Raw genomic sequence first — 24,697 nt, 5'->3', positions numbered from 1 at the left:
TATCTAATTTTTATTATTTCTATTGAAAACAACAGACTTACTAGATGCATCAAATCTTTTTAAATTGTACATTAATATTGATCCAATAATAGATGTCATACTTACTACCATCCATCCAGTAAAAATACCTTGTACATCTATTATCCCTCCCATTATCATAGGACCTACAGCATACCCAGTTCCAGATATTAGTGGTATTAAAGAGCTTATTCTTCCTCTATGAGATGCAGGAGTATTATTTGCTATAAATGTTGAACTGTTGATTGCAATTAGTACTTCTCCTATAGTTAGTAAAAATACACCCAAAAAAAATATAGGTATTATACTCTTTGCTCCTATCAGGAAGAAGCAAATTCCATATAATAGACCACCTACTGACATTACATTTAATATATTATGCTTTTTAGTGAGTGTGGTAAGTATTGGTGTAGATATTATTACTATTAACCCATTCATACTTCCCAGTATTCCATAAGTTTTTGCACCATCTGGTCCAAATAAATCACCTAATTGTATAGGCACAGCAAATCCCCATTGGCTATACGAAAATTGATATAATAGCAAAATAATTGGGAAAAGTATTAATATAGGTCTTGAAAGCAATACTTTTAATGTGGAACCCTCTATTTTTTCTTCTAAATTGTTCTTCTCTTCAATAGTATTTTCTTCTTCTATATTCCCTTTCTTCTCTTTTACAAAAATAATAAATAAAGCTAATGATATTAAGGTAGTAATAGCATCTCCAATGAAGATTAATGATAAGTAATTTTTAAATAAGAACCCTCCTAATAACGGACCTATCGCAAACCCTATATTTACTCCCATATATAAAAGGGAATATGATGATTTTCTATTGCTATGATTAGTAAGATCAGCATTTAGTGCATCATATGCTGGAGTTGATAATGAGTATAGACAAGATGATAGAATCATTATCTTAGCTGTTAGAATTGATGGCTCTATTAATCCACAAATAAATAATGTTATTGCCCCTAATATTTGAAACGTTATAATAACCTTTCTACGACCGATAGTGTCAGCAAGCTTACCCCCAAACATAATACAAGGTGCCTGACATACGGCAACCATAGTAACATATTGACCTGCTTCACTAGCAGACATACCTATTCTTTGTGTTAAAATCAAAGCCATTAATGGATGTACAAATGCCCCGATACAGTTAACAATTTTTCCTATAAACAAAATGTATATTTCTCTTGGTAAACCCTTATATGGCATTAATAAATTTCTTAAACTCATCTTCTCCCCCTTAACAATATAATAGTATTAATTTATACTCTCCCCCTTATTTAATAGTAGCCAATTAATCTCTCTTTCTCAATAAATAAATTCTTTTATCTTAAGCCACAAGTTATTATTTTTTGAAATATTAACAAACAATTAATAAGTAAGTTTCTTAGACAACATTGTGAGAGTTTTTTAACACTTAGAGAATTGTACATAAAAAAACTCCCCCTTCCTCATTTTATGAGTTAAGGGGGAGTTTTAAATAGTGATCTTTATTTAAAAGGCATATTTCTTCATCCATATCCTATTTTTCTAATAACTGAATGTACATGAATAGAGAATCTATTTTCATTAGAAACCTTTATAGCTTTAACCAATACTTAATCTGAAAGTGCTAAATTATTCTTTGCATCAATAAATTATATATGAGCATTTACCATCTCTTCTAACTTTTGCTTAGGGAAGAATCCAATTAATTTATCTAACTCTTTTCCATCCTTAAAAACTATTACAGTAGGCACTGTAGCAACTTCAAATTTTTGTGCCAACTCTAAACTTTGATCTATATCAACCTTTAAGAATTTCGCTTTACCTTCCATACTTTCACCTAAAGCATCATAAACTGGCGCTAACATTTTACAAGGACCACACCAAGTAGCAAAGAAATCTACTACTACAGCTCCCTTTCCATTTTCTACTTCACTAACAAATTCTTCTGTGCTTATTATTCTTGACATAATATATTCTCCTCTGTATTTTAATTTATTCATTTTCTATAAGCGTTTTCATAGTCTGCTTATCCATTGCTCCTGGTATATACTTAGTTATATACCCTTCTTTATTAATTATAAACGTAGTTGGGAATGCACCTATACCGTATTGATACACAAACTCCCCATCATTATCAAACATAATATGCATTAAAGTTTCATTTGTATGCAGTACTACCTATCACTTCTATATTAAGTATATATGGCTTAGAGCCTGTGTTAATAAATATTTTTTACTTCTTATCTCACTAGATGAATTTTCTAAACTTTTTCTTCATAATAATAAAGCCTTCCTTGTTTTATTTATATTCAAACTATAACAAGGAAGGACCCTATTCTCAATTAGGTACTTTTTTGTAACCACCTAATATTTTAATATTTATTTGTCACATACCAGATTCTTATTACTCCAAGTTATCATCTTTTCCATTATAGGAAGAAGTAAAATACCAGATTCACTTAGATAATAAACTGACTCTACAGTATTATTAATACTCTTTTTATCATTTATAATAATATCATTTTCTATTAGCATATCAAGTTGTTGAGTAAGCATTTTTTTGCTACATCCATCTAAAGCTCTTTGAAGTTCTCCAAATCTTATTTTAGTATCTTGTAGCTGCCATACTATTGCTGCCACCCATTTTTTTCCTAATATATTTGAAAGCGCCTCAACTGGACAATCGTATATTATATCCTCTATAGTATACATCTTATACCTCCTTATACAGCTTATTATTATACAAGAATTTCTTTAACTCTTCCAACTATACCACCTTCTAGCATAACTTTTATTCCATGTGGATGATTTTTAGAGTTTGTAAGTATTCTAGTCACAATTCCCTCTGTTAAGTTACCACTTATTTGGTCTTGTTTTTGAACCACTGATACTTTACTTCCTATCTTTATATTATCTCTATTATTTCCGTTCATAGTTATTTCCTCTTTATCTTATAACATATTTTTATAAAAGTCCTTGAGCTTTATATCCTTGTAAAGTCTTTATTATATAACTTAATGTACAAAACTCTTTATCCATTCTTTCACTTAGAAGAGTAAATCCTTCTATTAATTGCTTTTCTTTGAAATTTTCTAAAAGTATAATTACACTTATATTATTAATTCCACCATCTTTGGTATCTAGTGTTCTTGATTTTTTTACATACTGATTTTTCATAGCCAAGTTTATAGAGTTTTCAAGTCTTTCACTCATTTCTACAGTGGGCATTTCATCAAATATCTTTACTTCTGATTCTTTAATATTAAGGTTTAAAGCCTTACTTATATCTGTGTTTAAAAATATAGTATTTTTAAAAGTTGCACCACTAAAATCCGCACCTTCTAGATTACATGCTTCAAACACAGCATTTTCAAATTTAGCTTTTGCAAACTTAGTCTTTTTTAAATTTGTAGCTACAAGCTCTGCAGATTTAAATGTACATCCATAGAAGTTACAAGACTTAAATTGAGCACCTCTTAAACTTGTAAAGTTAAAGTTTGAATTTGAGAAATCACTGTTGTAGCAGTTACTTCTTTTTAAATCTTGGTACATAAAGTTTTTATTTAGCTTTTGTGCCTTATTATATCTTAGTGCTGTGTCTATTTTTTTATTTGTTGTCATTTTATCCTCCATAATTAAAAAAACTCTTATACCTTAAGATATAAGAGCCATATATTTATAATTGGTTGCGGAGGCAGGACTCGAACCTGCGACCTTTGGGTTATGAGCCCAACGAGCTGCCAACTGCTCCACCCCGCGATATTATTTCCTTGCTATATTATTATAGTATCATACTATATAAAATATAACAAGGATATTATAATTATTTCCTTATTTTTAAATTTTAAACAATATTTCTTAGCATCGAAAATCCCGACTCCATCTAATCCTTTAATATATAAAACAGGACAGTACAAAACTGCCCTATTTTGAGCAACGGACAAAGTCGTTGGCGACATGAGCGAAGCGAATTTTTATTATATTCTATTAAATGCACTTGCAAGCATAAGCTTAATTCTATTTACCTGGTTAACTTCACTTGATCCTGGGTCGTACTCTATTGGTACAATATTTAACCCATTACAGTGTTTTTTAAGTACCTTTATAGCACCTCTTGTGTTTGCATGGGCAGGTAGACATCCAAATGGCTGCATACATACTATGTTTTTAACATCCCAATGCACAAGTTCCATTATCTCTCCAGCTAACTTCCACCCTTCTCCAGATTGGTTACCTAATGAGACTACCTTACTTGCATTTTTTGCCGTATCTTCTATTCTTTCAGATGTATAGAATAACTTACTATTTTTTAATGCATCAATGTATATCTTTTGATACTTTTCAATAAACTTAATAGTTATCTTTCCTTTAACACTTCCTGCTAAAGTACCTTCTATATTTTTATAGTTGTAAATATTATTATATGCAGGAGCTAAAAACATAGATAATAAGTCATTAGACACTACTTCTACACCTTCATCTTCAAGCATACCAACAATATTATTGTTAGCTATTGGGCTAAGCTTAACTAAAGACTCTCCAACTATTCCAACCTTAGGCTTTTCTATATCAACTATTGGTAAGCTTTCGAAATCCTCAATCATATGATAAATTACTTTTTTGTAAACATCTGTATTCATACCCTTAAATGATTCTTGGCAGATTTTTAACCATTTTTCATAAAGTTCATTGGCACTTCCTTTTACCTTTTCATATGGACGTACTCTATATAAAACTTTTGTTAATAAGTCTCCATAAATCATACCTATTACTGCATTTTTTAGTATTTCAAAGTTTAATCCTTCTAAAGCATTTTCTTTTTTAATACCTGCTAAACTTAGTGATAATACCGGTACTTCATCAAGCCCTGCATCTTTAAGACCTTTTTCAAGCACCTTTACATAATTTGTAAATCTACACTGGCCTTCTGTTTGAGCAAGTAGTATAGAAGTATTACTTAAATCGTACTCTCCAGATTTTAATGCATCTATAAGCTGACCTATAACTACTACTGCTGGATAGCATATATCATTATTTAAGTATTTTAACCCTTCATCTATTACATTCTCACTATTTTTTAAAAGCACTACATTGTATCCATTTTGTCTAAGCATTGCATGTATTACTTCAAAATGAACAGGTGAAAATTCCGGAACTATTATTGTTCCTTTTTTACCTGGATTAACAAACGGTTTTGGTAATTCTATATCTTTTCTTTCTCTTACTACATTATTTAATTCTCTTTCATCTATGGCAGCTTTTAAAGATCTAAGTCTTATTCTTGCTGCTCCTAAGTTGCTACCTTCATCTATTTTGATATTAGTATATATTTTTGAGTGGCTATCTAATATTTCTTGTACCTGGTCTACAGTTATTGAATCAAGTCCACATCCAAAGGATGTCAGCTGTACTAATTCTATATCATCTCTATTTGCAATATAGCTTGACGAAGCATATAATCTTGAGTGATAAGCCCACTGGTCAACTACATTAAGTGGTCTTACTACACTTCCTAGATAAGAAAGAGAATCTTCTGTAAACACCGCCATACCTAAACTATTTATTAACTTTGGTATACCATGGTTTATTTCTGGATCTATGTGGTATGGCCTACCACCTAATAAGATTCCTTTAATATTATTATCACTTATATATCTAAGAGTCTCTGCACCTTTTTTTCTTATATCATCCTTAAATGCTTCTTGCTCTTCATAAGCTTTATCTATACTTTTGCTTATTTCTGATTTTGATATATTAAACTTTTCTAACTCTTTTACTAATCTTTTCTTAAGCTTCTTCTTATCTCTAAAAGGTAAGAATGGGCTCATAAAGTTAATATTTTTATCCTCTATCGTTTCCATGTTATTTTTAATAACTTCTGCATAAGAAGTTACTACTGGACAGTTAAAGCAGTTATCTGCATCTTCTTGTTCTTGAACTTCATGAATTATACAAGGATAGAAAATATCTTTAACTCCTCTTTGTATTAAATCTTCAACATGACCATGTACCATTTTTGCAGGATAACATGCAGTTTCTGATACTATTGATTCTACACCTTTTTCATATAGCTTCTTTGAAGACTCGCTAGACAGTGCTACCCTAAATCCAAGTTCAGTAAACATAGTAAACCAGAATGGATAATTTTCATACATATTTAAAACTCTAGGTATACCAATTATTCCTCTTTTAGCTTTACTTTCTTCAAGTGGCTTGTATGAAAATAATTTATCGTATTTATATTGATATAAGTTAGGTAAATTATCATTTTTATTTGCAGTTGCTAGTGGCTCATCACATCTATTTCCTGATAAGAATTTCTTATTATTTCCAAATCTATTTACAGTTAATAAACAGTTATTTGAGCATTTACCACATCTAACCATAGTACTTTTTATTTCAATATTATCTATTTCATCTAAGCTTGATAGGGTAGTTTTATGACCTTCTATAAATCTTTCTTTAGCTAGTATTGCTGCACCAAATGCACCCATAAGGCCTGATATATTTGGTCTTATAACATTTCTTTTGGATAATACTTCAAAACTTCTTAGTACTGCTTCATTGTAGAATGTACCACCTTGAACTACTATATTTTTTCCTAACTCCTCAGGATTTCTTAACTTTATAACTTTATACAATGTATTTTTAACTACTGAATAAGCAAGTCCTGCTGATATGTCATCAACTGTAAAACCTTCTTTTTGAGCTTGCTTTACCTTAGAGTTCATAAATACAGTACACTTTGATCCCAAATCTACTGGTGATTTTGCAAACAATGCTTTTTTAGCAAAATCTTTTATATCAAGTCCTAAAGACTTTGCAAATGCTTGTAAAAATGATCCACATCCTGCTGAGCATGCTTCATTTAAAGTAATGCTTTGAATAATACCATCTTTAATTCTTAAGCATTTCATATCTTGTCCACCAATATCAAGAATAAAATCTACATCTTCACAGAAAAACTTTGCTGCTTTATAGTGAGCAACGGTTTCAATTTCACCCATATCTATTCCAAAGGCTTCTTTTAATAAAGCCTCTCCATATCCAGTTACACCTGCATTTACAATCTTCGCTTCTTTTGGAAGATTCTTATATATTTCTTTTAATATTCCTATAGTTGAAGTAACAGGGTTTCCTTTATTACTCTCATAATAAGAATATAATATTTCTCCATCTTCATTTATTAGAGTAGCCTTAGTAGTTGTTGATCCTGCATCTATTCCAAGATAACAGTTTCCTTTAGCTTCATTTATATCAATTTGTTTTACTTTATTTTGATTATGTCTATCTATAAAAGTATTGTATTCTTCATCATTTTTAAATAATGTCTCAAGGCTATTAGTCTTTTCACAGTTATTTGAGTCAATATTTTCTAACCTCTCTATTATTGTATTGTAATCTATAATTTTATTTCCTTCACATGATAATGCTGCACCCCATGCAATATAAAGTTCTGAATTCTCTGGAAATATTACACTCTCTTTTTCAAGCTCTAATACATCAGTAAATCTATTTCTAAGCTCTGATAAAAAAGTCAAAGGACCTCCTAAAAAAGCAACTTTACCTTTTATAGGTCTTCCACATGCTAGTACACTTATAGTTTGTACAACTACTGCATGAAAAATTGAAATTGCTATATCTTCTCTTTTAGCACCTTCATTAATTAAAGGTTGCACATCAGTTTTTGCAAAAACTCCACATCTTGCTGCTATAGAATAGATATGAGAATATCCTTTTGCCAATTCGTTTAAACCACTGGCATCAGTATTTAAAAGTGCTGCCATCTGATCAATAAATGCCCCTGTACCACCTGCACAAGTACCATTCATCCTTTGTTCTATCCCACCTTCTAAGTAGGTTATCTTTGCATCTTCTCCACCTAGTTCTATTACTACATCGGTATCGGGATTGTTAACTTGAATTGCCTTTGTACTAGCTATTACTTCTTGGATAAAATCTATATCTAAATCATTAGCTAGGCTCATACCTCCAGAACCAGCAATTGAAAAAGTTAGTTTGCTATCTGTAATATGTTCTTTTGCACCTTGTAAACATTTCATAAAAGCATTCCTTATATCTGCTAAATGCCTTCTGTATGTTTTATAAATAATATTATCTTTTTTATCTACAATAACCATTTTTATAGTAGTAGAACCAATATCGATTCCAACTCTCAATACTTTACTCATAACGCCTCCTGAGACTTATCTTAAATGACTTCTATAAGAAATAAGTATATCAAATTTTGTATTATTTTGTAATACGAAAACATATATTTATTCATTTTAATTTAAAATAATTAAAGACACTATCATTAATAAATGATAATGCCCTTTTTAGTTTAAATAATAAAGTTATATTATCTATAAAACTTTACTACTTACTTATTTTCATCCTATCTCTATATAATAAAAATTCTTCTATTGTCTTTAAAAACTCAGTATAATTATCTGACGGTACATCATGACCATCATGTTCAAAGCATTTAACTTTAATAGTTTTGCTTTTTAATCCTTTTACATAAATCCCAATCTCTTTTCTCGATAGTAAAGATTCTTCTTTTTCTCCCTTCATTATCAATATAGGACAATTAATTTTATTTAAATCACCTTCAAAATTTATCTGTACTGAATCTTTTTCTATAGCTTTTAATACATCATATTTAATATTGTAATTTTTATCATCTTTCATATGTGAGATAAATTCTTCAGCCCATCCTTTTGGCATTTTCTTATGTACTGGAGGATACTCTTCTATTATCATTCCTTTTAATAAGCTAGAGTTTAATATTGAGTAACCTAAAGCATAAGAGACTCCTCTTGAGCGTGCCATAATGCAAAACTCATTTAAATTTAATTTTTTTGCTACTGATTCTATGTCACTAATATGATTTTCTAGTGTATATCTATTTTTTGGTGCATCACTTTTTCCTCTGCCTCTAAAAGAAAGAACAATACATCTTCTGTCATTTAAATCACTTATTAACTTTATATAATCCTCTGCTGACTCTGATAGACCTGGACAAACTAGTAGTGGTACCTTTGCTTTGTCGTATTTTTCATTGTATATATAATGAATTTTTACATTATCACTATTAGACCATCCTTCTATGTATTTCATTGAATGATTCCCCCTATATATTTTAGTCATTTTATTATATGTACTAGTAACAACACTTTAATCTATATCTATATATTATAAGAATAATAATCAACTTGATACTCTACATTAAATCCATTGTTTGTATAAAGGTTATACGCTGGCAAGTTATTAGAATCTACATCTAGCAATACTTTTTCACTGCCTTCAAATGCCTTATTTAACGCAATATTTAATAGCTTCTTGCCATATCCCCTTCTTCTATATGAGGTCACTAACCCTAGGCTATAAATAAAAGATACATTATCTTTAAAATTAATATTGAAAATACCTATTGGTAAATCATTATAGTAAACAATATATGCATCTCTATCTATGGCATCTATTGTATGCTGTACAAAATTTTCATACTCCCCAGCTGGTAAATTAAATACATCTTTAGCTAAATATAAGTAATTCTCTTTAATATTAGCATCCACTAACTTTGTGCATAGTTCTTCATTTATAGATTTATTAATTTTATCTACACATGATAGTGTATATTCTGAATGATTACATTTTGCAGATGAATATCTTTTTATCACCTTATCTCCCGATTTACTATTTGATTCTACTACAAATAGGATTTTTGTAACTGATGCACTTTTTATGATGTATCTAGCTTCTTCAAGTAAAGATGTAAAATACCCTTTTTTTCTATATTCAGTATCAGTAAACGCTATAATCTCAGCCTCTGAAGACGTTGGCATAAATGTAGTCAGAAATGATACTAAATTTTTACCTTCATACGCCAGGTAAAAGCAAGGTATATCCTTTCTAAAATTTAATTCATTTGAAAGAAAAGCATCATTTTTAAGTCCATCTATTTTATTGCATCTATTTTGTAATTTTTTCACTTCATTTATTTGATTTTCATCAAGTATATTAGCTATTAAAATATCCATATGTATATACACCACCCACGAATTTTATAATTTTTATATACAGTTCAACAAGAGATTAGTATTTCCTCTTATTTTGTCGAATTTATTTAAATATCCATATTCTACTTCAATTAATATAATAAAAATGTATAATAATCCATTTAGTATATATAAGTAATTATGAGAAAATAAAAAAGCGTATAGCTACAAATGTAGCATTCCAGAACTTATATATAAAATCTTCTTTTTGTCTTCTGCACTTACATCATAACAAAAAGGTATATATGTAAAGCTTACATATATACCTTTTATCTATTTTACAGTTACATTAATATTATTCTCTTCTCCATCTATAACTATTGTACATCCGCTGTAAAGTTCTCCCGATATAATCTTTCTAGCTATAATAGTTTCTAAGGTATTACCAATATATCTTTTAAGCGGTCTTGCTCCGTATACTGGATCATATCCTTCTCTTACTATGATCTCTTTTGCTGAATCTGTAACTTCCATTCCCATATTTTTTTCGTCAAGCCTTCTTCTTAAATCCTTCATAAAAATGTCTATTATCTTTTTAATTCCAGATTCATCTAAAGGCTTAAACATTATTATATCGTCAACTCTGTTTAAGAATTCCGGTTTAAATCTACGCTTCATTTCATTCATTACAAGATCTTCAGTTTGCTCTGTTATATTTCCACCAGCTTCTAATAAATAGCTACTACCAATATTTGATGTCATGATAATAAGTGTATTTTTAAAATCTACAGTTTTACCTTTATTATCAGTAAGTCTACCATCATCAAGTATTTGAAGGAATAAGTTAAATACGTCTTCGTGAGCTTTTTCAATCTCATCAAATAGTATAACTGAATATGGAGCACGTCTTACTGCTTCTGTAAGTTGCCCACCTTCTTCGTATCCTACATATCCTGGAGGAGGTCCTATAAGTCTAGATACTGCATGCTTTTCCATATATTCAGACATATCTATTCTTATTATATTTTCCTCACTATCAAATAAGTTGTTAGCTAAAGTCTTAGCAAGCTCTGTTTTACCTACTCCAGTAGGTCCTAGGAATATAAATGAACCAATAGGTTTTTTCTCATCTTTTAGTCCTGCACGAGCACGTATTACTGCATTAGATACAGCAGTTACCGCAGCATCTTGACCAATTACTCTCTTTTGAAGCTCTTCTTCTAATTTTAGTAATTTTTCTCTTTCACCTTCAACAAGCTTAGTAACTGGTATTCCTGTCCATTTTGATACTATTTGAGATATTTCATTTTCGGTTACTTCTTCTTTTAATAATGCATGTTCATAACTTTCTTTTATTTTTTCTTCACATACTTTTATTTGCTCTTCTAGCTTTGGAATTACACCGTATTTTACTTCAGCGGCTTTATTAAAATCATATTCTCTTTCGTATCTTTCTACTTCACCTTTTGCATCATCTAGCTTTCCTTTTAAATCCCTTATTTCAAGTATTTGACCTTTTTCTTTTTCATATTTAGCAGTCATCTCATCATTTTTTTCTTTGAGTTCTGAGATTTCTTTTAAAGTCTTTTCAAGTCTAGCCTTACTCTTTTCATCATTTTCTTTTAATAATGCTTCTCTTTCTGTTTCAAGTGTAAATAGTCTTCTTCTTACTACATCTAGTTCTGTAGGAAGAGAATCAATCTCACTACGAATCATAGCACCAGCTTCATCTATTAAATCTATAGCCTTGTCTGGTAAAAATCTATCTTGAATATATCTATCTGAAAGCTTTGCAGCTGCAACTATAGCAGAGTCATGTATTCTTACACCATGGTGAATTTCAAATCTTTCCTTAAGGCCTCTTAAAATAGATATAGTATCACCTACAGTTGGTTCTTCAGCAATTACAGGTTGGAAACGTCTTTCTAGCGCCTTGTCTTTTTCTATATATTGTCTATATTCATCAAATGTAGTTGCACCGATACAGTTTAATTCTCCTCTTGCAAGCATAGGCTTTATTAAGTTACCTGCATCCATCGCTCCATCAGTTTTCCCAGCACCAACTATAGTGTGTATTTCGTCTATAAATAAGATTATCTTACCTTCTGCACTTTGTACTTCTTTTAATACAGCTTTTAATCTTTCTTCAAATTCACCTCTATATTTAGCACCAGCAATTAAAGAACCCATATCTAGAGAATATACTATTTTATCTTTTAACCCTTCAGGTACATCTCCTCTTACTATTCTTTCTGCTAATCCCTCTACTATTGCGGTCTTACCTACACCAGGCTCCCCTATTAATACAGGGTTATTCTTAGTTCTTCTTGATAATATCCTTATTACTCTTCTTATTTCTTCATCCCTACCTATAACAGGATCAAGCTTATGCTTTTTAGCTAATTCTACTAAGTTAGTACCATATCTAGCTAAAGCTTCATAAGTTCCTTCTGGGTCTTGTGTTTCTACCCTTTGACTTCCTCTTACTTGTGATAACACTTGTAAGAAGTCTTGTCTATTTATATTATATTGCTTTAGAATTTTACCTACAGTATTTTTAGATTCTATATCCATCATAGCAAGTATAACATGTTCTACACTTATATATGAATCTTTAAATTCCTTAGAAATCTCTTCCGCTTTTATCAAAACCTCATTTACTCTTCTTGTAGCTGTTACCCCTTGAGAACCTATTCCCTCTCCTTGTATTTGAGGTAGTTTATTAAGTTCTATACTTGTAGTATTTCTTAATGCTTCAATTGAAACATTCATTTTTTCAAATATATTAGGAATTAATCCATCTTCTTGATTTATTAATGCAGAGAAAAGATGGATTACTTCAAGCTGCTGATTATGATGTTTAACAGCTTCATTATAAGCTTCATTTAAACTCTTTTGAACCCTTACAGTCATTTTTTCTATATCCATATTAAATCCCTCCAATTCATATTGTATCAAATAAATATATTAATATTTTCTTATTTATTTTCTTGATATATCTATTATAGCATTTTTGTTAGCACTGTCAAGCATCGAGTGCTAATTCCATTTTTTAGTTATACGGGGGTTAATCTATGCCATTTATATATATAATTAATTCTAAAATCTATAAACTATGATTCAATAAATTTTACTATATATATGCACTATTAAGAGGTAGTTATTTTTATAAAAATAACTACCTCACTATAATTAATAATATAACCTGAGAAATAATTATAATCGGTATCCCAACTACAAACTTATTGTGCTTAGTCTTGTGTCTAAAATTATACATACCCAAAATAGATCCTATACTTCCACCAATCAAAGCTACAGAAATTAGTGTAACTTCTTTTATCCTCCACTTCTTTTCTATGGCTTTTCTTTTATCAATATACATCAGAAAATAGGCTAAAATATTAATAGCTAGAATATAATATAAAAATATGTTCCCCATAACCCCTCCTTAACTAGCTCTGTCTTCACTTTTCTTTGAAAACATTGTCCATATTCCTTTTCCCATCAATAAAATTATAGCTACAATAAAAATACCTGTAAAAGCTCCTGCTGAATCAATAAATACATCCTTTATACTTCCTGCACGCCCATCAATAGCAAGTTGTCTTCTCTCATCAAATACTGCATACATTACTGCAAGAATAAAAGCAATAATTGCAGATAATGTAACTTTTTTTAAAAATATATAAATGACAAGCAAAATAGAAACTCCAATACATGCATATATGCTAAAATGAGCCGCTTTTCTTACTACAAAACTCTTTCCATATCCTCTTAGCTTGTTAAATATTTTATCTTTTATGCTAATTAATTTCGGATCTTTTAAAGTAACCTCATTTCTCACTTCATCTATTGCTTTGACAACTTTATTAGATTGTTCACTAGACTTTCTTCCATCTTGGCTTGAAAAATAATACATAGCTCCCATACTTAACACTAGTAATAGTATACAAATAACCTTTTTCATAGCCCACCTCCTCGGATAAGTATCCTTAGTATTTTTATAAATTATAGCACACTTTACAAATGATGTAAAAATTCGATTAAATAATCTTGCAATGTCATATCATATTTAGCCCACATATGATTCAAAGAATATGATCTTTTCTCAAACTTAATCTGATAAATTGCTTATAATTAAAAAACCTGGTCTTAAAATTTAAGCCAGGCATGTTTAACTTATATATTTTTTAAGTCTTCTACAAATTTTACTACATCTTCTTCTTTAGTTGCCCAAGAAGTAACTAGTCTTATAGAAGTGTTATTATCACCAATTTTTTCTTGTATATTAAATGAATACTTTTCTTGTAATCTTTCTACAACAGAGTTAGGAAATACCGGGAACAATTGATTTGAAGGAGAGTCCACTAAGAATGAATACCCTAATTTTTTTATTCCTTCTCTAAGAATATCAGCCATCTTATTTGCGTTTTCTGCAAGTTCAAAGAATAAGTCATCTCTAAATAATTCTAAAAACTGTATTCCTAAAAATCTTCCCTTTGCAATCATTGCTCCTCTTTGCTTTATATGGAATCTAAAATCTTTCTTAAGAGAATTATTGCAAATTACCAAAGCCTCTCCCATAAATGCACCATTTTTAGTTCCTCCTATGTAAAAAGCATCTGTTAATTCGCTAAAATCAGAAAGCTTTAAATCATTTCCTTTAGAACATAGAGCAGACCCTAGCCTTGCACCATCCATAAATAATAGTAAGTCATTTTCTCTACATACCTTACTTAAATCTTCTAATTCTTTTTTATAATATATTGTACCAACTTCTGTTGAGTTAGAAATATATACAAGCTTTGGCTTTACCATATGTTCATCAGTATGCTCATTAAGTACTTTTAATATATCTTCTCTCTTTAATTTCCCATCTATCGAAGGTACTGAAATAACTTTGTGACCTGTTGCTTCTATTGCTCCCGTTTCATGAACTAAAATATGCCCAGTATTAGCTGCTATTGCTGCTTCATATGGTCTCAAAAAAGCTGCTATTGCAGTAAGATTAGTTTGAGTTCCTCCCGAAATAAAATGAATATCTACATTTTCATCACCTAATCTATTTCGTATAAATATTTTTGCCTCATTACTATAACTATCTTCACCATATCCTGTACTTTGTTCTAAATTAGTTTTTAATAAAGTTTCAAGTATCCTTGGATGTGCTCCTTCACTATAATCATTTTTTAAACTATACATATTATTGCCCCCTATTATTTTGTATAAAATTTTATGCTACTGTATAATTATACCAAACCAAGTGCATTTACCATATAATTTTAGACCACATTTTTTTGCTAGTTTATGAGATGGCATATTATCTTCAACAATATGCAAGAAAGGAATTTTATTTTCCTTAAGAAGCTTATCTAGTAAATCAATAGTAACATCTACTGCATAGCCTTTATTTCTAAATTCTTTCTTAGTATACATGATGCCCATAGATCCATCTTCATGAACCATCACCCAAGAAACTAAATCACCATCAATATAAACACCAGAAGTTGATCTGTTTTTTATACACTCTATTATACTATATATACTATTTTCACTTTTGTATGTATAAAAATCATTAATCATATCTGCATCTCTTATATCAATACTCTTTACATTACTTGATATTTTACTTGTATCTACACTTTCTTCATCATAATAGTAAAGATCACACTTATTTCTCCATTCAACATTATGTTTACTAATAATTTTATCTGCCATTTTACTCTCTACTCCACTAAATCCATACTCTCCAACTTCACTAAAGAATTGATTTAACATAACATCAATAAATTTATCATCTTTTGTGTATACATAATTAAAGTACCCATCATTTACTAATACTCCTGTTGGTTTATCTAAACTATCAACATATATTTTTGCAGCACTTGAGTTTTCTAGTATCTCAAATATATTAAGATTAGCTATTTTATCTTGATTTAAAAAGTTTACTATATTATCACTTAGACTACTTTCAACTAATTTAGTTTTAACTAACAATTATATCACCTTATCCTTCCAACTTCCTTTTTTGTAATAAAAAACAATAATAATTGCTTATATAGCAACAGATAATACTACCGATATCTATACTCCATTTATTCCAATATTTAAGTAAGTACATAGCTGGAAGCTTAAATAGAAGATTTGCTATAACATATAATAATCGAACTGTGCCTAGCTTTCCTACAAATATCATATCTACAGTACTTAGAGGATTTTGTAGTATCATACCAATCATAGCTGTACAAGATAATTCAAATATTTTTTAATTATTTCACATCTCTTTTTCAATAATCTATTTAAATTGTATTGTTATTTATATTAATAGTCAATTTATAAAATTAGATTTTTGTATCTTCCTTTATCTTTATTTTTATAGTGATATAAATATGAAAGACATTACAATATCTTTAATCTTAGACTTTGAGGAGGAATTTTTAGATTTTAAAGGTTTAATTGAAATTGAAGAAGATGGGCTTTACTAATTATCTATAATAAAAAATGGTATATTTATTAGATTTCCCTAATAAATATACCATTATGTAATTAGTCTATGTCTATAGCATCAACTGGGCAGCCATCTCTCGCTTCTTGAGCTGATTCTTCAAGATCTTCTGGGATTACACTATCCTTAGCTACAGCTAATCCATCATCATCCATTTCAAATATTTCTGGACATATTCCTGGACATGCGCCACATCCTATACATGTATCTTTATCTACTTTAGCTTTCATTTATAACACCTCCTATATTTGACTAAATATAGTATTACCTTTTAGCAAAAAGTTATACTAATTATATCAACGCACATTAGTGCTTAAATACAATATAATCTCTAATATTTCTTTGGAGTTGCCATAAATTTTTCTACTCTTTTAAGTTCTGTCTCATGTTTTATTTCAGCAACTTGCCTTTCCTTTTCTAACTCATCTTCAAATTTTATATATTCTACTCCAGATTCTTCTAATAATTGAAGTCCTAACCCAGTTGGATATTCACCTTTAAATATGACTTTTTTAATTCCTGCTTGTATCAATGATATACAGCAAAATACACATGGCTGAGTAGTTACATATAATACTGCTCCATCACAGCTAGTCCCATTTTTTGCACATTGAGTAATTGCGTTCGCTTCTGCATGACCTGCTCTACATATTTCAAGCCCTTTACCTGATTCAAAATTTCTTTTTCTTCTTTCACAGTACCCTATGTCAGAACAATGAATAGCTCCCGATGGAGCTCCATTATATCCAGTACTTATTATTTGTTTATCTCTACAAATAACCGCCCCTACTTGTCTAGATACACATGTACTTCTTAACTTTGTATCTTCAGCTATATTCATCGCCCACTGAGTAAATAATATTCTCATAATAACCCTCCAGATGTTTATTTAAGACTAGTATATCATTTTTTCGACGGTTTTTATTTTATTTTTAGAAAATTTAATTAATATATCATAGATTCTTGTCATGTTAAGTAAAATCTCTATCAATTGTAATTATACAGTTATACGCTGGATAAACCTCTTTTATAGCTTCTGCTAACTCTTTTTTTAAATCTTCTTCAGATTTAAGTTTTTTAAGCTTTTGAGAATTTATAACAGCATCAAAAATTATATTCTTGTTATTTTTTTCTCCTATTATTCTAAAATCATGTATAGATTTAATAAATGGATTTTTAGATACTATCTTCTCTATATTCTCTCTCGTATTAAGTATTTCTTTACACTCTATACATACTGGATCCATGTGAATTACAAGTAATATTTTTAATTTTTCGGATATTTCTCTTTCCGCTCTATCTATAATATCATGTATCCTCATTACATCAATGTTAGAAGGAATCTCAGCGTGAATTGATGCCATTGCTTTGCCCACGCCATAATTATGAATTATTAAATCATGTGCTCCAATTATATTATCATAAGATAGTACTTCTTTTGTAATATTATTTACCAATTCTTCATCTGGCGCTTCTCCAAGTAGTGGACTTACAGTGTCTTTTACTAATGTAAATCCTGCATAAAGTATTGCCAAAGATACAACTACTCCTATATATCCATCTATCGGCAAATCTGTAAACCTCGCTGCTAAAAATGATATAACCACACAACATGAGGCAAACACATCTCCTATAGCATCTAATGCTGCAGCCTTCAGAGCCTGTGAACCTATTTTATTCCCAATAAATTTATTAAATTGCCCCAACCATACTTTTACTAAAATCGATATTAATAATAAAATAAATGGTATAAATTCAAACTTAATATCAACAGGGTTAAGTATTCTACTAATTGATGATTTGATAAATTGTAGTCCAACAACCATTACCATAAATGCAACCACTAAGGCAGATATGTACTCTAATCTACCATGACCAAATGGGTGCTCTTTGTCAGGAGGAATACTTGCTAGCTTAAAACCTACTATAGTAATAACCGAAGAAGCCATGTCTGATAAATTATTAAAAGCATCCGCCATTATCGCAATACTAGAAGTAAGTAATCCTACAGAAACTTTTACTCCAAATAATAGTAAATTTACTATTATACCTATAATACCCGCTAAATACCCATACTTATTTCTAACTTCATCATTTTGAATATTATCCTCATCTTTTATAAAAATTCTTACTAAAAATCCCGATAGCATACATTATCACTCCATTTCTAAAAATAACTTCGCTTCTATTGTATGTAAAATATAAAAAGAGATGCTAGTATTAATTAACCAACATCTCTTTTGCTACTTTATTTTGATTATATAACTCTCTTAGCCCAAAGGAATGCATTATTCCAGTAAGAAGTATTTATATTTGTTGTTTTAACAACATCACCAGATTGTGGAGCATGTATCATTTGCCCGCCTCCTATGTAGATACCTACATGGTTAACTCCTCCACTTCCATCTGTACTAGAGAATAATAAGTCTCCTGGTTGAAGATCTGATTTACCTATAGTTGTCCCAACTTTAGATTGATCTCTAGATACTCTTGGTAATGTGATACCTGCAGCATTTTTATATACATAATATGTAAGTCCTGAACAGTCAAATGAACCTGGACCTTCAGCTCCCCATACATATGGTTTTCCTAAATGTTTTTTAGCTTCATTTACTATAGCTTCTTGAACATTAGTTGATGGTTTATCAGTACTTTCTCCACCACCTTGGTTTCCTTCATTTGAAGATCCACCTATTGTTATATACTGTGCACTTACCCATCCTGTATTTCCATTAGATAGCTTTACATTGTGCCATCCATTTGAACTACTTAATATTTCAACAGTATTTCCTTTGTATAACTTCCCAGTTACAGAGTAGTTTGTTCCTGCTCCACTTCTTACATTTAATGTATCTGCATTTACTGTTCCTTTTTCTCCTGTAGATGGTGTTGTTGATCCATTATTTCCTTCATTTGAAGATCCACCCATTGTTACATATTGAGCACTTACCCAACCAGTACTTCCATTTGATAATTTTACATTATGCCATCCGTTTGATGAGCTTAATATTTCTACAGTATTTCCTTTATATAGCTTTCCTATTACAGAATAACTAGTACTTGCCCCGCTTCTTACATTTAATGCATCTGCAGTTACTGTTCCTTTTTCTCCTGTAGATGGTGTTGTTGATCCATTATTTCCTTCATTTGAAGATCCACCTACTGTTACATATTGAGCACTTACCCAACCAGTCTTTCCATTAGATAGTTTTACATTATACCATCCATTTGAACTACTTAATATTTCTACAGTATTTCCTCTATATAATTTCCCAGTTATAGAGTAACCTGTTCCTGCTCCACTTCTTACGTTTAATGCATCTGCAGTTACTGTTCCTTTTTCTCCTGTAGATGGTGTTGTACTACCAGATACACTTATGTATTCCGCACTTACCCAACCAGTTTTTCCATTAGATAGTTTTACATTATGCCATCCATTTGATGTACTTATTATCTCTACAGTATTTCCATTATATAGCTTTCCTATTACTGAGTGACTAGTTCCTGCCCCACTTCTTACATTTAATACATCTGCAGTCACTGTTGCTTTTTCAGCAGCACTTGCTTCCGTTGTATTAAATGCTAATGCTGCTGCACCTATTCCAATTGACATCATTACACTTTTTCTTATCATATTAATATCTCCTAAGTCCCATTTTATTCTATAATTTGCTAGGCCTATTTTCCAACTACCTATATTGATTGTGTATTTGTAAAGATAGGTATATTGCCTGGGCAATATGTTGGTAAATTCATTAAGCCTTGCCATCGGGATCATAAATTACTAAAATAATATAATTCATAATCCCTGCACGTTTTAAAAATTCACCTAAGCTACTCTCTCCACTTACAATTACTTTATTTAGCATCCGAATTTTTTTAGTAAGAATGTAACTATTTCAACAATAAATTACAGTCTTAGTTATATTTTACATTATAGTCATCCCCTTTGTAAACATCTTTCGATAAATAGATTGCAAAAAAGTTACAAAAAAGTTACAATTTGTCATAAAAATATAGGTTATCTTTAATCAAACAATGTTGTGGAATTTCAATACCTCCATCAAAATTAATTTGTTTAAGATAACCTATATCGTTACATTTACTATGCTAATTGTTTATTATTTCCTTTTATTACTCTCTCTGCTATATTTACAGCATGGTCAGAAATTCTTTCTAAGTTGCTTATTAAATCTAAGTATATTACACCTGTATCTATAGTACATGAACTTGAGTTTAATCTGTTCATATGGTTCTTACGACATCTCTTTTCCATTATATCAACTTGCTCTTCCATCTTTATAACTCTACAAGCTAAATCTATATCTGAATTTTTCATACATTCTAATGCACTTGAGTAAGCTTCCATAACTTTATTGTACATTTCTATTAACTCTTCTGTACCTTCTTTAGATAGTTTTAAATCTTTTTCAATAGCACTTGCTGCTAATTCTGCTATATTTTCTGCGTGATCTCCAACTCTTTCTATATCATTTACTGTATTGAATAATTCATCTACAGTCTCTCTTGACTCATTATTTAATGAAGTCTTAGATAGCTTTAATAGATAATTTAATATTGTTTTTTGCAATATATTTATTACTTTTTCTTCTTCTAATGATTTATTTACTTTCTCTTGTGACTTACCTACAAATCCATCCATAGCATTACTTAAGGCTGTCTTAGCTTTATCACCCATTCTTAAAGTTTCTTTAAAAGTATTAGATAATGCTATAGCTGGTGTTTCCATCATTCTTTCATCTATATATTTAACTGTTTTAGCATCTTCTTTTTCATCTTCTCTCTCTGGTATAAGCTTCATAGTAAGTTTAACTATTAACTTAGCGAATGGAAGTAATACTATAACGTTTATTATGTTAAATAATGTATGTGAGTTTGCAATTTGTCTACTTACATCTGTTGGATCTAAGTTAGTAACTATCATTGTTATTGGCTTAGAAAGTACTAACATAAATATTAAGGTACCAATTATATTAAATACTAAGTGCATAGTTGCTGCTCTTCTTGCATTCTTACTAGCTCCTATACTAGATATTAATGAAGTAACACAAGTACCTATATTTTCTCCATATAATATTGGTAATGCCGCTGAAAGAGGTATTAACCCTTGAGATGATAGTGCAAGTAACATCCCCATAGATGCACTTGAGCTTTGAACTATTGCAGTTATACCAAATCCTAATAATACACCAAGTATTGGTTGCTTACCAAATGTTACTAATGCATTTGTAAATCCTGAAAACTCAGCTAGAGGCTTTACTGCCTCCTTCATAAAGTCCATACCGGTAAATAGTATACCAAATCCTATTAATATTTCAGCTGCTGTCTTTACTTTTGGCTTAGATGAGAATAAATACATTACTATACCTATTCCTAAAGCTACTGGTGCTAAGCCAACTAAGTCAAGCGATACTAATTGAGCAGTTATAGTTGTCCCTATATTTGCCCCCATTATTACACCTATTGCTTGAGGAAGTGTCATTATTCCTGCGTTAACAAAACCAACTACCATAACAGTCGTTGCACTAGAACTTTGTATTATCGCTGTAACTAAAGCTCCTACTATAACACCCATTAAAACATTACTTGTTAAAAGTTCTATTATTCTTTTTAATTTAGTTCCTGCTGATTTTTGAAGTCCGTCTCCCATCATGTTCATACCATATAAGAACATTCCAAGACCACCCATTAAATTTATTGCTATTTCCACTTTTAAGTTCCTCCTAAAATACAAATTGTTTATGTATTCATTAATTATTACTTTTTCATTTTATCAAATATTTTGTTACTTTTTGTTAAGGTGATGTTAAGTTATCGGATTTTATATTAAATCCATGTTAAATATCAGTTAATTATTAAGATAGTATTACATTACAGTTAAATATCAGTAAAAATTTAGTTAAGAATAAAATAAAAAATAAAGAGTGTAAACAATGATAGTCTACACTCTATAAGAACTTATATATAAATACTAAAACGTATTTAATATTATATTTGATATATTTATTAACTATATTACCAGCTCAATGTATTTTGTGTAGATATATCTTTATATCTATTACAACTTATTTGCTTTGAATCATTAGTGAAATCATAACTATAGTAGAGCCTACGATCTTCTAGCTCTTCAATACAGTCAATCTCATTATTTAAATAACTTTTCAGTCTAAATTTAGTAGAATTTATTCTCGACCTCACACCACCCAGTCTTATATCTATAACCTCAAAACCATGACCTTTACAGTCTTTATACCATTGTTGTCTATAAGTATTTTGGAAATTATCTAGCCTAATTATTAATTCATCTAACGTATTATCACATATGTTTATAAGCTCTATTAAGTTATTATCTTCATATGCTGTTTTAATTTTTACACCTATATCAGATTTTATAGCAAGCACCTTACTTAACTCAGCATAGAACTTAAACAGTAACTCATATTTTCTACTTTTATTTGCAATCTCAAGTAAATCAACTGAAACTTTTTCGTAGTAAGTTCTTAAATCACTTAAATTTTCTATATGAGCATCAAAAGCACCCAACAATATATCTTGATATAATAAATACTTAGATGGATTTACAGTTCTCAAATTTTCACTATCTCCGGATTCTATCTTATCAAGTTTTTGCAATTCAAAGAAATCCTTTAGCTTTAGATCTGTAAAAAACTCACATCTTTTGTCTATCCACTGCATATCAATATTTTTTGAATATGCATGTTCTGCAAATAAAATTAAACCAGGAGTAATTGTATCTATTGTCGTCTCATCTCCATCATCTCCCCATGCAGTAATTATTACTTCTTTTATATTTTCTTCTTTACAAGCAAACATTGCCTCGTTGCTTGATTTAAATGTTTGATCATAATTAGGTACAAGTCCAGTCCACTTCCAAATACCACCTGCAAATATTACTTTATTATTAAATACTTTTCTAATATCAAAAAACTTTCTATATATATCTCTGTCTTTATGATAATAATCCCAATAAACTAAAGATAAATCTTTTGGTATCTTCTCTGCTATTTCCTTACTAATGAAAGTATCTTGATTATAATAAAACCCATTGGGAGCCCCTGCTCTAAAAAACATATCATCCCACATCATAGGTTCAAGATTATAGCTTTTGCATATACTGTATACTTTACTTAAATGATTTATCATTATATCAAAATGATTAGTATATCCATTCTTATTAATATACTCTCCTCTTCCCAAATCAAATGCCTCATCCATTCCAATATGTATCTTATTACTTCTGAAGCAACTTTTTATATTTTTTATCATAGCATCGATAAATTCATACGTCTTATCTTCTCCTACCAATAAAACATCATCAGTATCTTTTATATCTTCTCCATAGTTCCATTTTAATGTTTGCTTAAGATGTGCTAGGGTTTGTATACATGGTATAACCTCTATTCCCAACTTCTGACCATACTCATCTATCTCTCTCAGTTCATCACTAGAATACCTGCCCCTTAAATATCCAAAGTATTCATATCCTTTAATCTCATATGTATCTTCTGTATATAACATAATTCTATTTAGTCCTAATACAGCCATAGTAGCCATAATATCTTTTATTTTATCCACTTTATATACAGCATTTCTTGATGCATCAATCATAGGTCCTATATCTGGAATATAAGATTTTTCCTCCCAATAAAATTCTTCGCCTTTATTTAACTGGGCATATAACCCTATGGCTCTAAATAAATGATGCTTATTTTTGTACTTGACTATACCATTACTTATTTCTAAAACATTTTCCTCTATATCATCAAGTTTACTTACATATATTTTTTCTCCACTATTACAAAATTCAATATTAATTACTTTACTTATTTCTCGTAAGTCGCTTAATAATTCGTCATTTAGATTTACTAGCTTTAACTTCATAATTCCCCCCTATTGTATAATAATTCTTACTTACCTAATACTATAATCTAATAAATTATATCATAAACTTTTCCAGTTTATTATCTTATATATTTTCAATATTTTTATATTTTGTAGTAAGAGGTTAATAAAAAATATTAAATTTAATACTAATATATTTTTATAGTAATAATTGTTAAGTAATATAGATTATAATTAAAAGTATGTAGTTCATTTATCATAATACTTTTATTTATAGGAGGGTGTA

At 29.7% G+C, this 24,697-nt stretch carries 21 protein-coding genes and 1 tRNA gene; all 22 read right to left on the bottom strand.

Annotation, left to right across the window (positions count from 1 at the left end; translation table 11 throughout):
- Window positions 1-3: 3 nt before the first annotated feature.
- The 22 genes from CHL78_RS06970 to CHL78_RS06870 all read right to left on the bottom strand — a co-directional run bounded on the left by CHL78_RS06970 (window position 4) and on the right by CHL78_RS06870 (window position 24,450).
- Entirely contained in the window at window positions 4-1,260 is a 1,257-nt protein-coding gene (locus tag CHL78_RS06970; protein ID WP_094366112.1) for an MFS transporter, read from the bottom strand.
- 407 nt (window positions 1,261-1,667) lie between these two features.
- Window positions 1,668-1,985: a thioredoxin gene (gene trxA / locus CHL78_RS06965; RefSeq protein WP_094366114.1), complete on the bottom strand. Its 318-nt coding sequence runs from the start codon at window positions 1,983-1,985 to the stop codon at window positions 1,668-1,670.
- Between the two features lie 25 nt (window positions 1,986-2,010).
- Complete coding sequence (locus tag CHL78_RS06960) at window positions 2,011-2,160, bottom strand: TlpA family protein disulfide reductase (protein WP_330408593.1); 150 nt, start codon at window positions 2,158-2,160, stop codon at window positions 2,011-2,013.
- 237 nt (window positions 2,161-2,397) lie between these two features.
- Window positions 2,398-2,730, bottom strand: coding sequence for a winged helix-turn-helix transcriptional regulator (locus CHL78_RS06955; protein WP_094366116.1), 333 nt, complete (start codon window positions 2,728-2,730; stop codon window positions 2,398-2,400).
- Between the two features lie 26 nt (window positions 2,731-2,756).
- Window positions 2,757-2,951: a YwbE family protein gene (locus CHL78_RS06950; protein ID WP_094366118.1), complete on the bottom strand. Its 195-nt coding sequence runs from the start codon at window positions 2,949-2,951 to the stop codon at window positions 2,757-2,759.
- Between the two features lie 31 nt (window positions 2,952-2,982).
- A complete protein-coding gene (locus CHL78_RS06945) occupies window positions 2,983-3,639 on the bottom strand; it encodes a pentapeptide repeat-containing protein (RefSeq protein ID WP_094366120.1) in 657 nt (218 codons plus the stop codon).
- A 62-nt stretch (window positions 3,640-3,701) separates the two neighbouring features.
- Window positions 3,702-3,777: transfer RNA gene (locus tag CHL78_RS06940), tRNA-Met, on the bottom strand.
- Between the two features lie 218 nt (window positions 3,778-3,995).
- Window positions 3,996-8,210, bottom strand: coding sequence for an acyl-CoA dehydratase activase-related protein (locus CHL78_RS06935; protein WP_094366122.1), 4,215 nt, complete (start codon window positions 8,208-8,210; stop codon window positions 3,996-3,998).
- 187 nt (window positions 8,211-8,397) lie between these two features.
- Window positions 8,398-9,141: an alpha/beta fold hydrolase gene (locus CHL78_RS06930; protein WP_158540652.1), complete on the bottom strand. Its 744-nt coding sequence runs from the start codon at window positions 9,139-9,141 to the stop codon at window positions 8,398-8,400.
- Between the two features lie 68 nt (window positions 9,142-9,209).
- Complete coding sequence (locus tag CHL78_RS06925) at window positions 9,210-10,064, bottom strand: GNAT family N-acetyltransferase (protein ID WP_094366126.1); 855 nt, start codon at window positions 10,062-10,064, stop codon at window positions 9,210-9,212.
- A 291-nt stretch (window positions 10,065-10,355) separates the two neighbouring features.
- The gene (clpB, locus tag CHL78_RS06920) at window positions 10,356-12,950 is read right to left on the bottom strand and encodes an ATP-dependent chaperone ClpB (protein ID WP_116041302.1); all 2,595 of its coding nucleotides are present in this window, start codon (window positions 12,948-12,950) and stop codon (window positions 10,356-10,358) included.
- Between the two features lie 250 nt (window positions 12,951-13,200).
- Window positions 13,201-13,461, bottom strand: a complete 261-nt coding sequence (locus CHL78_RS06915; RefSeq protein WP_094365952.1) for a DUF1294 domain-containing protein — start codon at window positions 13,459-13,461, stop codon at window positions 13,201-13,203.
- 9 nt (window positions 13,462-13,470) lie between these two features.
- Window positions 13,471-13,989 (bottom strand): VanZ family protein, encoded by a 519-nt coding sequence (locus CHL78_RS06910; protein ID WP_094365953.1) that lies wholly within the window; start codon window positions 13,987-13,989, stop codon window positions 13,471-13,473.
- 212 nt (window positions 13,990-14,201) lie between these two features.
- Window positions 14,202-15,224: a threonine aldolase family protein gene (locus CHL78_RS06905; RefSeq protein ID WP_094365954.1), complete on the bottom strand. Its 1,023-nt coding sequence runs from the start codon at window positions 15,222-15,224 to the stop codon at window positions 14,202-14,204.
- Between the two features lie 36 nt (window positions 15,225-15,260).
- Window positions 15,261-16,019, bottom strand: a complete 759-nt coding sequence (locus CHL78_RS06900) for a GNAT family N-acetyltransferase (protein ID WP_094365955.1) — start codon at window positions 16,017-16,019, stop codon at window positions 15,261-15,263.
- Window positions 16,020-16,029: 10 nt separating this feature from the next.
- Window positions 16,030-16,251: a hypothetical protein gene (locus CHL78_RS20685; RefSeq protein WP_158540651.1), complete on the bottom strand. Its 222-nt coding sequence runs from the start codon at window positions 16,249-16,251 to the stop codon at window positions 16,030-16,032.
- A 317-nt stretch (window positions 16,252-16,568) separates the two neighbouring features.
- Window positions 16,569-16,757 carry a ferredoxin gene (locus tag CHL78_RS06895; protein ID WP_094365956.1) on the bottom strand — a complete coding sequence of 63 codons (189 nt, stop codon included), beginning with the start codon at window positions 16,755-16,757 and terminating at the stop codon, window positions 16,569-16,571.
- Between the two features lie 101 nt (window positions 16,758-16,858).
- The gene (locus tag CHL78_RS06890; RefSeq protein ID WP_094365957.1) at window positions 16,859-17,395 is read right to left on the bottom strand and encodes a deoxycytidylate deaminase; all 537 of its coding nucleotides are present in this window, start codon (window positions 17,393-17,395) and stop codon (window positions 16,859-16,861) included.
- Window positions 17,396-17,498: 103 nt separating this feature from the next.
- Window positions 17,499-18,677, bottom strand: a complete 1,179-nt coding sequence (locus tag CHL78_RS06885) for a cation diffusion facilitator family transporter (protein WP_094365958.1) — start codon at window positions 18,675-18,677, stop codon at window positions 17,499-17,501.
- Window positions 18,678-18,784: 107 nt separating this feature from the next.
- Window positions 18,785-20,161 (bottom strand): C40 family peptidase, encoded by a 1,377-nt coding sequence (locus tag CHL78_RS06880; protein ID WP_158540650.1) that lies wholly within the window; start codon window positions 20,159-20,161, stop codon window positions 18,785-18,787.
- Between the two features lie 471 nt (window positions 20,162-20,632).
- Window positions 20,633-22,258 (bottom strand): Na/Pi cotransporter family protein, encoded by a 1,626-nt coding sequence (locus tag CHL78_RS06875; protein WP_094369665.1) that lies wholly within the window; start codon window positions 22,256-22,258, stop codon window positions 20,633-20,635.
- A gap of 305 nt (window positions 22,259-22,563) precedes the next feature.
- On the bottom strand, window positions 22,564-24,450 hold the full coding sequence (locus CHL78_RS06870) for a beta-N-acetylhexosaminidase (protein WP_094369664.1): 1,887 nt from the start codon (window positions 24,448-24,450) through the stop codon (window positions 22,564-22,566).
- Window positions 24,451-24,697 lie beyond the last annotated feature (247 nt).

Source organism: Romboutsia weinsteinii (assembly GCF_002250835.2).
GTDB lineage: Bacteria > Bacillota > Clostridia > Peptostreptococcales > Peptostreptococcaceae > Romboutsia_A > Romboutsia_A weinsteinii.
This window is presented reverse-complemented; position numbering and strand designations above follow the sequence as displayed.